At 59.4% G+C, this 12,567-nt stretch carries 9 protein-coding genes; all 9 read left to right on the top strand.

What is annotated here, in order from left to right:
- The first annotated feature begins 191 nt into the window (after positions 1-191).
- Positions 192-1,208: a zinc-dependent alcohol dehydrogenase family protein gene (locus tag JQR87_RS10325; protein ID WP_407297466.1), complete on the top strand. Its 1,017-nt coding sequence runs from the start codon at positions 192-194 to the stop codon at positions 1,206-1,208.
- Between the two features lie 109 nt (positions 1,209-1,317).
- Complete coding sequence (locus JQR87_RS10320) at positions 1,318-2,175, top strand: SDR family oxidoreductase (protein ID WP_407297468.1); 858 nt, start codon at positions 1,318-1,320, stop codon at positions 2,173-2,175.
- A gap of 29 nt (positions 2,176-2,204) precedes the next feature.
- The gene (locus tag JQR87_RS10315) at positions 2,205-3,224 is read left to right on the top strand and encodes a Ku protein (RefSeq protein WP_407297470.1); all 1,020 of its coding nucleotides are present in this window, start codon (positions 2,205-2,207) and stop codon (positions 3,222-3,224) included.
- A 17-nt stretch (positions 3,225-3,241) separates the two neighbouring features.
- Positions 3,242-4,162 carry a non-homologous end-joining DNA ligase gene (ligD, locus tag JQR87_RS10310; protein WP_407297472.1) on the top strand — a complete coding sequence of 307 codons (921 nt, stop codon included), beginning with the start codon at positions 3,242-3,244 and terminating at the stop codon, positions 4,160-4,162.
- 155 nt (positions 4,163-4,317) lie between these two features.
- Positions 4,318-7,386 (top strand): formate dehydrogenase-N subunit alpha, encoded by a 3,069-nt coding sequence (fdnG, locus tag JQR87_RS10305; protein WP_407297474.1) that lies wholly within the window; start codon positions 4,318-4,320, stop codon positions 7,384-7,386.
- 9 nt (positions 7,387-7,395) lie between these two features.
- Positions 7,396-8,331, top strand: coding sequence for a formate dehydrogenase subunit beta (gene fdxH / locus JQR87_RS10300; RefSeq protein ID WP_407297476.1), 936 nt, complete (start codon positions 7,396-7,398; stop codon positions 8,329-8,331).
- The gene (locus JQR87_RS10295; protein ID WP_407297478.1) at positions 8,328-9,020 is read left to right on the top strand and encodes a formate dehydrogenase subunit gamma; all 693 of its coding nucleotides are present in this window, start codon (positions 8,328-8,330) and stop codon (positions 9,018-9,020) included. The genes fdxH and JQR87_RS10295 overlap by 4 nt, the downstream gene beginning before the upstream one ends.
- Positions 9,021-9,065: 45 nt before the next feature.
- Positions 9,066-9,959 (top strand): formate dehydrogenase accessory protein FdhE, encoded by an 894-nt coding sequence (fdhE, locus tag JQR87_RS10290; RefSeq protein ID WP_407297757.1) that lies wholly within the window; start codon positions 9,066-9,068, stop codon positions 9,957-9,959.
- A gap of 457 nt (positions 9,960-10,416) precedes the next feature.
- Complete coding sequence (locus tag JQR87_RS10285; protein WP_407297480.1) at positions 10,417-12,429, top strand: alpha-1,4-glucan--maltose-1-phosphate maltosyltransferase; 2,013 nt, start codon at positions 10,417-10,419, stop codon at positions 12,427-12,429.
- The last annotated feature ends 138 nt before the right edge of the window (positions 12,430-12,567 follow it).

Genomic DNA, 12,567 nt, shown 5'->3' with positions numbered 1-12,567 from the left:
CGCAGTGACGACGGCATGTCCATTTCCGCTTTAAAATCGCACAAACCTGCAGCTCGTGGTGCGGGTTTACATACAGCTCATCATCATTCCTAGGCATGGCAACTATCGAGCGGAATGCGGGGATCGCTGCTGGAGTTGTGTGGACTGTGCAGATAGAGTCACTAACACAGTAGTAATCGAGGGGTCTTCTAATGTCCCGCATCATCCGTTTTCACCAGTTCGGGCCTGCCGACGTGCTGCGCTATGAACAGCACGACGTGCCGCGGCCAGGCCCGGGCGAAGTGCTGGTCGATGTGAAATCGATCGGCATCAGCTGGAACGACGTGCTCTGGCGCCAGGACCTGGCACCGCGTCACGCGAAGCTTCCCGCTGGGTTGGGCAGCGAAATTGCCGGCGAAGTGCGGTCGGTAGGCGACGACGTGGACGGCTTTGCGGCCGGTGATCGAGTCGCGAGTTTTCCAGGCCATGATCTCAACCAGTATCCGCTCTATGGCGAACAGGTACTGCTGCCTCATACCTCCCTGGTTCACCACCCGGACATGCTTAGCGCAACCGAAGCCAGCATCCACTACACGCCGGCGCTGGTGTCCTACTTTGCGCTGGTTGAGTTGGCTCAGCTCGAGCCAGGGCAGTACGTGCTCGTTACGCAGGCGCGGCATTGTACCGGTCCGTCCGCTGTGCAACTGGCCAAGGCGCTCGGAGGGCGTGTCATCGCCACCTGTGATACCGCCGAAGATCGCGATTTCCTCCGTGAACTGGGTGCCGAAACGGTGATCGTCACTGAAGAGGAAGATCTCGTCGGGCGGCTTCAGAAGATAACTGGCGGGGCGGGCGTCGAGGTCGTGCTGGACGGTTGTGGCGGCTCTCAGATGAAGCTGCTGGGCGACGTAATTGCCCCGCGTGGCAAATTGATCCTTTATGGCCTGAACGGCGGCAACGAGACTGCATTCCCTGCGTGTGCGGCGTTCAAAAAGAACTTCAAGTTCTTCCTGCACTGCCTGTGCGATTTCACTGGCCAGCCCGAGCTGGGCATCGAGCAGAATCGTGACGCGGTTCAACGAGCCTTGCGGCACATCAATCAGCTCACTGCGGACCGGCTGATCACCCCGCAGGTCGACAGAGTGTTCGGCTTCGATGAGGTGGTCGCCGCTCACAAGTATGTCGAAAGCGGGGTGCCCCGGGGGCGCGTCGCAATGAGCGTCGACTGAGCTGAGTCCTGAGGCCTGATACAAGGCCTCTCATCGCTTCGCAGAAACTTTTCCGTCCGGTGCCAAGTCCTCCGACTACAGGTTTTTTAGCCCTTACGGAGGATTCAGCATGCCCGATGAAAACCAGACGCTTCCGCCTCAACAGCAACCGGAGCCTGGCAAAGAAAGCGAGATGAACCCGCGCCCGGAGTATCAGGGTGAAGACTACAAGGCCGCCGGCAAGCTTCAAGGCAAGGCCGCAATCATCACCGGCGGTGACAGCGGCATCGGTCGCTCCGTTGCCGTGTTGTTTGCTCGCGAAGGCGCTGATGTGGCGATTCTCTACCTCAACCAGCATCAGGACGCCGAGGAGACCAAACGTGCAGTTGAAGCGCAGGGCCGCAAATGCCTGACATTCGCTGGCGACGTGGCGGATCGAGACGTGTGCCGCAAGGTGATCGACGAGACGGTCGGCGCGTTCGGCAAGCTCGATATCCTGGTCAATAACGCGGCTGAGCAGCATCCGCAGGAAAAGCTCGAAGACATCAGTGAAGAACAGTGGGAGAAAACCTTCCGCACCAACATCTTCGGCATGTTTCAAATGACCAAGGCCGCACTGCCGCACCTGAAAAAAGGCGCCTCCATCATCAACACCACCTCGGTGACTGCCTACAAGGGCAGCCCGCAACTGTTGGACTACTCATCGACCAAGGGCGCCATCACGGCCTTCACACGCTCGCTGTCGATGAACATCGCCGACCGCGGCATCCGTGTGAACGGAGTAGCGCCTGGCCCGATCTGGACGCCACTGATCCCGTCGACATTCGATGCGGACAAGGTCGAGAAATTCGGCGCCAACGTGCCCATGGAGCGTCCCGGCCAGCCCGATGAAGTGGCGCCAGCCTACGTATATCTGGCCAGCAGCGACTCGTCCTATGTCAGCGGCCAGGTGATCCATGTGAATGGCGGCACCGTGGTCAACGGCTGACCGAACGACTGTGACAGGAGGGAAGGCATATGCCCCGTACGATCTGGAAAGGTGCCGTCAGTTTCGGCCTGGTTCATATTCCTGTGTCCCTGGTGCCTGCCACTACGCGATCTGGAATCGATTTCGATTGGCTGGACAAGCGCACCATGGACCGGGTGGGCTATAAGCGCATCAACAAGACCACCGGGGAAGATATCGAGAGCGAAAACATCGTCAAAGGCGTTGAATACGAAAAGGGCAATTACGTTGTCATCAGCGATGACGAAATCAAGGCAGCGCACCCGGAAGCCACGCAGACGGTGGATATCGTTGCCTTTGTCGATGCCAAGGACATTTCCTTCCTGTACATCGCTACGCCGTACTACCTCACCCCGGATCGACGGGGTGAAAAGGTTTACGCACTGCTGCGCGAAACACTCTCACAGACCGGCAAGGTCGGCATTGCCAATGTCGTGCTGCGCAACAAGCAGCATCTGGCGGTGGTGATGCCGCTTGGCAAGGCGCTTGTAATGAATACCCTGCGCTGGGCCGATGAGGTTCGGGGAGTCGAATACCTCGAGATGAAGGATGAGGCAATCAACGCCGACCTCAATCCGAAGGAACTCGACATGGCCAAGCGGCTGGTGGAAGACATGAGTGAGGATTGGAACCCAGAGCAATACAAGGACACCTTCCAGGACCAGATCATGGATCTGGTCGAAACCAAGGCCCGCGAAGGCAAGCTCGAAGCCGTGGGTGGACCGGAAGAGGCGGTGGATCGTCGCAGTGCCGATGTCATCGACTTGACCGAACTGCTCAAACGTAGTCTGGCCGGCAAATCATCGGCCAAGAAGGCTGCGCCGGCAGAGGAGGTGGATGACAATGGCGGTGACAGCGAAGAGGCGGCAGCACCTGCCAAACGGGCTGCAAGCAAAAGCGCGGCCAGTAAATCCAAAGCTCCTGCCAAGGCCACAGCCAGCAAAACCTCAACCAGCAAAACCTCGACGGCCCGCAAGGCCAGCAGCAGCAAGCCTGCTGCCAGCAAATCCAGCAGTAAAAAAGCGAGCTGAGCTTGTGAGGAATCCGCATGGCTGAGAAAACGGCCAAAAGCCGCCCAGATGTAGGCGGCATCGGCATCAGCAATCCGCAACGGGTTATCGATCCCGCAAGCGGTGCCACCAAGCTGCAGCTCGCCCAATATTATCAGGCGGTTGGCCGCTACCTGACGCCGCATCTGGTCAAGCGCCCGCTGTCCATCGTTCGAGCGCCCGAGGGGGTGGGTGGGGACAGCTTCTTTCAGCGACACTGCGGCCGCCTGAAAATGCCTCACATGCGGGTCCTAGACAAATCACTCGATCCCGAACACGCCCGTCTGATCCAGGCGGACAGCGTGACAGCGGTGGTCGAGGCGGCGCAGATGGGCACCATCGAGCTCCATACCTGGAACGCGCGTAGCGACCGGATCGACAAGCCGGACCGGGTCGTGTTCGACCTCGATCCCGACCCCGAACTGCCGTGGTCGAGCATGGTGGAAGCAACGTGCATGACCCTCGATCTGCTCGACGAGCTCGGCCTTCAGGCGTTCCTCAAGACCAGCGGTGGCCGAGGTATACACGTGGTTGTGCCCATCGACCGCCGTCATAGCTGGGATTGTGCAAACGAGTTCGCCCGCGGTGTAACGGTCCGGCTGGCAAAAGAGGCACCCGAGCAGATCGCCGCGAAGATGGGCCCGAAGAACCGGGTCGGCAAGATATTCGTCGACTACCTGCGCAATCAGCGGGGCGCGAGCACTGTAGCGGCTTTTTCCGCAAGAGCGCGACCCGGCCTGCCGGTCTCGGTGCCAATCGCCCGGGACGAGCTCGATCAGATCAGCGGTGCTGATCAATGGACCATCCTCAATCTGTTCAAGCGCCTCGAACACCAGAAGCACGACCCCTGGGCCGATTACGCCACGACCCGCCAGACGCTCTCAGCGCAGCTGATGAAGGATCTCGCTGCCCGTCGGTGACGCGACGGGTGACCTGTCTATCACCCATTCCTGAACTAGCCTTGTACTAGCGTAGCGACATACGCCGCCCCGTCTGTCCCTCTGGATGAACCATTCCAGAGCGGTCCAGTCGATGTGGTTAGATGGGCAGACATAATAAGTAACAGGAGATACCAATGACCGTGCGAGTATCCCGGCGACAGTTCCTGAAGTTCGGTGCGGCTGGTGTAGGCGCTTCGAGCATGGCCATGATGGGATTTGCGCCTGATGAAGCAATCGCGTCGATTCGTCACTTCAAACTGACCGGCGCAAGAATGACCCGCAACATCTGCACCTACTGCTCGGTAGGCTGCGGCATGTTGCTCTACTCCCGTGGCGATGGCGCGATCAATGTGATCGACGAGATCTACCACGTCGAAGGCGACCCGGATCATCCGGTTAGCCGCGGCTCGCTATGCCCTCGGGGCGCGGGCGTTCTGGATTTCATCAATAGCCCTTCGCGGGTCAAATATCCTGAAGTGCGCGAGCCATACACAAACGAATGGAAGCGCATCAGTTGGGACGAGGCCTACGATCGCATCGCCCGCTACATGAAGGAAGATCGGGACCGCAACTTCCAGACTCACGACGAAGAAGGCCGTTTGGTCAATCGCTGGATGACGACTTCGATGGTGGCGGCTTCGGCCTGTACCAACGAAACCGCGTACCTCACACAGAAGATTACGCGGGCTCTTGGCATTCTCACGATGGACAACCAGGCGCGCGTATGACACGGACCGACGGTGGCAGGTCTTGCCCCTTCATTCGGTCGCGGTGCCATGACGAACCATTGGGTCGACATCGGTAACGCCAACGTCATCCTTTCCATGGGTGGCAATTCCGCGGAAGCGCATCCGGTTGGTTTCCGCTGGGTGATGCACGCGAAGACGCGCAACGATGCGCGCCTGATTTCCGTGGACCCACGCTACAACCGAACCACGGCGGTCTCGGACATTCATGCCTGGCTTCGCACCGGGACGGACATCGTGTGGCTCGGCGGGCTGATCAACTACCTGATCGAAACCGGCCGTTATAACCATGAGTACGTCATCAATTACACAGACGCGGCCTTGCTCGTGAAGGAAGGTTTCGGCTTTGAGGATGGCCTGTTCACCGGCTTCAATCCCGAAGATCGAACCTACGACCGCAGCACCTGGAACTTCGATCTGGACGAGAACGGATTCGCTAAAACCGATCCGACGCTCGAAAACCCACGCTGCGTATTCCAGTTGATGCGCAAGCACTACAGCCGTTACACCTTGGATCAGGTCGAAAATATCACTGGGATGCCACGCGACAAGGTGCTGACGATCTGGGACCTGATTGCGACCACCGCTGCGCCCGACAAGACGATGACCATCCTGTACGCGCTGGGCTGGACTCAGCACACCATCGGCTCGCAGATCATTCGCACTGGCGCCATGGTCCAGTTGCTGCTGGGCAACATGGGTATGCCAGGTGGTGGCGTGAACGCCTTGCGCGGTCACTCCAACATCCAGGGGCTGACGGACATCGGATTGCTATCGAATCTGCTGCCCGGCTACATGAACCTGCCCTCTGCCAACCTGCAGAACTACCAGGATTACATGAAGACCCGTGTCAAGCCGCCGCTGCTGCCGGGCGAGGTGTCTTACTGGAAGTACTACGAGCGCTTCCACGTAAGCCTGATGAAGGACTGGTATGGCGACGTGGCCACGGAAGAAAACAACTGGTGCTATGACTGGCTGCCCAAGCTGTCCGCACCGCTGTACGACGTGCTCTACGCGGTCAACCAGATGACCAAGGGAGAGATGACCGGGGCCTTCTGTCAGGGCTTCAACATCCTGGCCTCGTTCCCGAACAAGCGGAAAGTGACCGAGGGCCTGTCCAAGCTGAAGTGGCTGGTCATCATGGACCCGCTGGAAGTAGAAACAGGCGAGTTCTGGAAGAACTATGGCGAATACAACCCGGTGAACCCGGCGGAAATCGCCACTGAAGTATTCCGTCTGCCGACCACCTGCTTTGCCGAGGATGATGGTTCGATCACCAACAGCTCACGCTGGCTGCAGTGGCACGTGAAGGCCGCACCGCCACCCGGCGTTGCGATGACCGACACCGCGATACTGGCGCAGGTCATGGTCCGTCTGAAAGCGATGTATCTGGAGGAGGGCGGCGCCTTTCCTGACCCTATCCTCAATCTGTCGTGGGACTACACCAATCCGCTGTATCCGTCAGCCGAGGAACTGGCGAAGGAATACAACGGCCGGGCACTGGTAGACCTCACCGATGACAAGGGCAACATCATCAAGCGTGCCGGAGAGCTGCTGGATGACTTCACCCAACTTCGCGATGACGGCAGCACTGCCTGCGGTTGCTGGATCTACTCGGGTTCCTACACCGAGGCCGGCAACATGATGGCGCGGCGCGATAACAGCGACCCGTACAACACTGGTACTACGCTGGGCTGGGCTTGGGCTTGGCCGATGAACCGACGGCTGCTCTACAACCGTGCTTCGGCTCGGCCGGACGGCACGCCGTGGGCGCCGAACAAGGCCTTCATCTGGTGGAACGGCGAACGCTGGATCGGTGCTGACGTGCCGGACTATCCGGTCTTCACGCCACCTTCAGCCGGTGTCGGTCCCTTCATCGTGACGCAGACGGGTACCGGGCACTTCTTCGCCAGCGAATGGCTGAACGAAGGTCCGTTCCCGGAACACTACGAGCCGATGGAGAGCCCGATCGATCGCAACCCTCTGCACCCGAACAATCCGTTGGCGTACCACAATCCCATCGTCCGGGTGTTCCCGCAGGACCGTGACGATTTCGGTACGAACAAGGAGTTTCCGTACGCGGCGACGACGTACCGGCTGACGGAGCACTTCCACTTCTGGACGACTCACGCGCTGCTGAACTCGATCATGCAACCTGAGAAATTTATCGAGATGAGCGAGGTGCTGGCGGGCGAACTTGGAATTGCCCAGGGTGAACGCGTACGGGTGCGTTCGAAGCGAGGCTTCATCGAGGCTGTGGCTGTAGTGACCAAGCGCATGGTGCCCTTGCAGGTGGACGGGCGAACCGTTCACCAGATTGGCATCCCGCTGCACTTTGGCTTCAAGGGCGTCGCCCGCAAGGCCCATCTGACCAACTCCCTGACCCCCTTCGTGGGCGACGGCAACACGCAAACACCGGAATTCAAGTCGTTCCTGGTGGACGTCGAGAAGCTCTAGGAGAAGGCTATGCGAGGAGACCAGATCAACCTGCAGAACATCGTCGCGCGATCAGCGACGACTACTCCCTCTCCCCAGGTTCGCCAGGGCGGGGTGGAGCCCGTCGCCAAGCTTATCGACGTGTCCGTCTGCATCGGCTGCAAAGCCTGCCAAGTCGCCTGTTCGGAATGGAACGACCTGCGTGACGAGGTAGGCCACTGCCACGGTGTGTACGACAACCCCATCGACCTTACCGCCGAGTCGTTCGAGGTCATGCGTTTCAGTGAGTACGAGGATGAGCAGGGCAACCTCGAATGGCTGATCCGCAAGGACAACTGCATGCATTGCGCCGAGCCGGGCTGCCTCAAGGCCTGCCCGTCCCCTGGAGCCATCGTTCAGTACGCAAACGGCATCGTCGACTTCAATTCCGAGCACTGCATTGGCTGTGGCTATTGCATAGCGGGGTGTCCGTTCGACATCCCCCGCATCTCGGAGCGGGACAACAAGGCCTATAAATGCACCCTGTGTTCGGACCGTGTCTATCACGGTCTTGAGCCGGCGTGCGTCAAGAGCTGCCCGACCTCGGCGATCATGTTTGGTACCAAGGAAGACATGCTCGATTACGGTGCTAGTCGGGTAGCGAACCTCCAGGAGCGCGGCTACGAAAACGCGGGCATCTACGATCCGCAGGGCGTCGGTGGCACCCATGTGGTCTATGTGCTGCAGCACAGCGACAAGCCAGAGATTTACAGCGGTTTGCCGCGTGACCCGCATATCGCGCCGACGGTTGAGCTTTGGAAGGGCGTGACAAAGCCCATCATGTCGGTGGCGCTGGGGATGTCGGTGCTGGCGGGCTTCTTCCATTACGTGATGAAAGGGCCGAAAGAGGAACCGGAGGACGATCCGGATCCGGAAAACGCACATGACGCCCGTGAGATCGATAAGCGCGGGGAGGACCGGCTATGAGCCACTCGAATGTCAAACACGGCATCCTGCGTTACGGCTGGTGGACACGGGTGAACCACTGGCTCATCGCGATCAGCTTCGTCCTGCTCGTGCTGAGCGGCCTGTCGCTGTTCTATCCGGCGTTCTTCGGGCTAACGGCGTTGTTTGGCGGGCCGGAGCCGACACGCATCGTGCACCCGTACATCGGCGTGTTCATGTCGTTGTTCTTCGTCATTCAGGCGGTGCGCTTTTTTGGCGACAACCTGATCCGTCGTCACGATATACAGTGGGTAAAGCAGATCCGTGACGTACTGGCTAATCGCGACGACCGGTTGCCGCCGGTGGGTAAGAACAACGCCGGTCAGAAGCTGGTGTACTGGATCTTCCTCGCCACGGTCCCGGTGCTGCTGGTAACCGGTGTCGTGCTCTGGAGGCCGTGGGTCGCCGATGAGATGCCGATCTGGGCGCTGCGCTGGGCCGTGACCATCCACGCCTATACCGCCTTTATCGCAATCATCACCCTGGTGATTCACGTGTACTCCGCGATATGGGTGAAGGGTTCGGTGCGCGCAATGACTCAAGGCCGCGTCAGTCACGCCTGGGCACGCCATCACCACAATCTCTGGTATGAAGAGGTTCGCCGCAAGGGCGGCCATGACGACCCAGGTGGTCTTTCGCCCAACCGTGACGTGCCGTCGAAACGAACTTAAGGAGCTACAGTGAACCACTCTTTCGGAAGTGCGCCTTCGGGGATCATGGAGGCGCCGAACGTGGTATTGCCGAACGCCAAGGTGTTCAGCAAGCGCGCTACACGCCTGCGGGAGCTGGTCCAGCAGGTTCCGCCGCTGGACGAGTTTCTCGCCTTCATGGCGCGGTTGGTGCAAGCCCAGCATCAAGTGCTCAACGAACGCGAACCGTCCTGGCGACCGGCTGCGGATGCGTTCGATCAAGCGTTCAAACATGGCTTGCCGCCGCTTGGTTTTCAGGCTCTGAAACGTGACGTGCCCTGGCATGAAGACCTGCTGTCGATGCTCGATGCAATGGATCTTCATGTCGGTGAAAGCCAACGGCCCTTGCTCCAGAGACTCCGAGAATCGTCACGTGAACAGCTCGATGCGATGGCCGACGAGATTCTCGAAGGGCGTCCCGGTGATGACACAACTCGACCACTGCTGCCGCTGGTGACCGCTGCGCTGCAAATCAGCTGGATGAGGCTGGCGATCGCTCTGCCTCGACCGCCTGACAAACCCGAAGGTGAAGCAAAGGGGCTGTGTCCATGCTGCGGTTCGCCGCCAGTCGCCAGTGTCATCCATAACGAGCGTCATCGCGCAGGCGTGCGTTATCTGCAATGCTCGCTGTGCGCCACCGAATGGCACCTGGAACGGCTCAAATGCAGCGTATGCGACGGTGGCGCAAAGCTGCTCTACCTCACGCTGGATGACGAGCAAGGCAAGCCGGCCATGCCAGTTCAGGCGGAGTCGTGCGGGGAGTGCCACAGCTACCTGAAGATCATGCTGCGTGAAGAACACGGCCGCGCCGATCCCGTGGCAGACGATCTTGCCAGTCTCGCGCTCGACATCTTGCTGGCCGAGCAGGGCGAATATGGCCGTAGCGGATACAACCCGTTGTTGATCACCGGCAGCGACTAGCGCGATAGGCTTTTGCCTAACGTACGATCAGCGTGGTGGCTATCAGTAGCGCTCGCGTCGTTTGGGATCGCCAGCAAGCTGGCTCCTACAGGCAGGGCTTGGTTTAGCTTGGCGCTGTACGAAGGGAAGAGAACGCTTTTGTAGGAGCCACCTTGGTGGCGATTAGTAGCGCTCGCGTCTTATGAGATCGTCAGCACGCTGGCTTCCACAGGAGCGGCCTGTCTCCGCACCAAACCATCCGTCTTGTATTTGGCCGAAAACAACCGCAACGCCTTGTGTGGCAAGCGGTAGCGGCCTTTCAGGATGAACTTTTCAGGCCTCCTTTGGTTCGGAAAGAACAGAGTCCGAGAAAGCCTGCCTGACGGGTTTTCCCCGGTACAACCAGCCCCGCTCGATAGCCAGTTCCGAGCAGGCAGTTTTGCCGTTTCGCTGCACTTTCGCCTAGGAGCCCCGTTCGATGACCGATGCAAAGCCCCATCCGGTGATTCACCCCCGACTTGAACAGGCCTTGCGGATGCCGCGCATAGCCATTGAATCGACCCAACCTGTGCTGGAGGGGGGGCGGTTCGCCGCAAAGGCGACCATCGGCCACCCAATCAACGTAACGAGCAAGATCTTTGCCGACGGGCACGATCAGCTGGCAGCGTCCATCTGCTGGCGGACCAAGAACGAAACCACCTGGCGTAGGGCGCGGCTCAAGCTGATCGGCAACGACAGTTGGGTGGGGCAATTCACGCCGACCCAGGTCGCTTCGCATGAATTCATGATCGAAGCCTGGTGGGACATCTACGAAACCTACCGCTACGAGCTCTCGAAGAAGCACACCGCAGGGGTTCCGGTGCAACTTGAACTGGAGGAGGGCCGTTTGCTACTGGAGAGAGCCAGCCAGCGCGCGCAGGGCGAAACCAAAGCCATCATCGATGATCTGCTGCATCGCCTGAGCATGGCGCACCTGGACGACGAGCGCGTTTCGGTGATGTTGGCCAATGAAACGGCCGCGGCGATGGCTGACGCCGACCCGCGCGAACATTGCAGCCAGACCGAAGTATTCCCTGTAGAGGTCGAGCGTCCGCTGGCATTGTTTGCCAGCTGGTACGAGTTGTTCCCGCGCTCCGAAACCGATGATCCTAACCGTCACGGGACCTTCCGTGACGTGCACAAGCGTTTGCCTTCGATCCGCGACATGGGTTTTGACGTGCTGTATTTCACGCCGATCCATCCCATCGGACGCAGCCATCGCAAAGGGCCGAACAACACGTTGCAAGCCGGCCCGAATGATCCGGGCAGTCCTTACGCGATTGGCAGTGAAGCCGGCGGGCACGATGCGGTGCACCCTGAACTCGGCACGCTGGATGACTTCCGTGACCTGGTTGCCGCCGCCCGCGAGCACGGCCTGGAGATTGCCCTCGACTTCGCCATACAGTGCTCACAAGACCACCCCTGGCTCAATGAACATCCGGGTTGGTTCTCCTGGCGCCCTGATGGGACCATCCGTTATGCGGAGAACCCGCCGAAGAAATACCAGGATATCGTTAACGTCGATTTCTACGCGGAAGACGCCATGCCGGACCTGTGGATCGCCCTGCGCGATGTGGTCTGGCACTGGGTGGAGCAGGGTGTGAAGATCTTCCGGGTCGACAACCCGCACACCAAGCCACTGCCGTTCTGGGAGTGGATGATTGCCGATATACGCGAGCGCGACCCGGATGTGATGTTCCTCTCCGAGGCCTTCACCAAGCCGGCAATGATGGCGCGGCTGGGCAAGGTCGGCTTCAACCAGAGCTATACCTACTTCACCTGGCGCAACAACAAGACCGAGCTGAGCGAGTACTTCACCGAGCTCAACGAGCATCCGCTGCGTGATTGCTATCGGCCGAATTTCTTCGTCAACACGCCCGACATCAACCCGTTCTTCCTGCACGACTCCGGGCGTGCTGGGTTCCTTATCCGGGCTGCCCTGGCGACCATGGGCTCGGGGCTGTGGGGCATGTACTCAGGCTTCGAGCTGTGCGAATCCGCGGCGATTCCGGGCAAGGAGGAATACCTGGATTCCGAGAAGTATCAGATCCGGGTTCGGGACTATCACGCACCCGGCAACATCGTGGCGGAGATCGCTCAGCTCAACCGCATACGTCGGCAAAATCCGGCCTTGCAGACGCATCTCGGCTTCAAAGCGTACACGGCCTACAACGACAACATCTTCTACTTCGGCAAGCGAACGCCGGATCGCAAGAACTTCATTCTCGTCGCTATAAGCCTCGATCCGCATAACGCCCAGGAAGCGCATTTCGAGCTTCCACTGTGGGAAATGGGCCTGCCGGACCATGCCGAAACACGAGGCGAAGACCTCATGAATGGGCATCGTTGGACCTGGTACGGCAAGACTCAGTGGATGCGGATCGAACCATGGCACTTGCCCTTCGGCATTTGGCGCATCACGTCGGACGCGATGGATCCCGACTTAAAGTAATGTGTTAGATGCTGAATAAAAAACGATAATTATCAGTCGGTTACAGGCTACTAATGATCCTCTTTGTAGCCGGCTGGTTTACTTCTTCCGCCTCGCCTTGCCACACGTATGGCCAGCTCAGAGGTCGGTGAAAGGAAT

This window comes from Stutzerimonas stutzeri, assembly GCF_051028275.1.
Taxonomy (GTDB): domain Bacteria; phylum Pseudomonadota; class Gammaproteobacteria; order Pseudomonadales; family Pseudomonadaceae; genus Stutzerimonas; species Stutzerimonas stutzeri_AS.
Note: the sequence above shows the minus strand (reverse complement) of the source record. Positions and strands in the feature narration are given on the sequence as shown.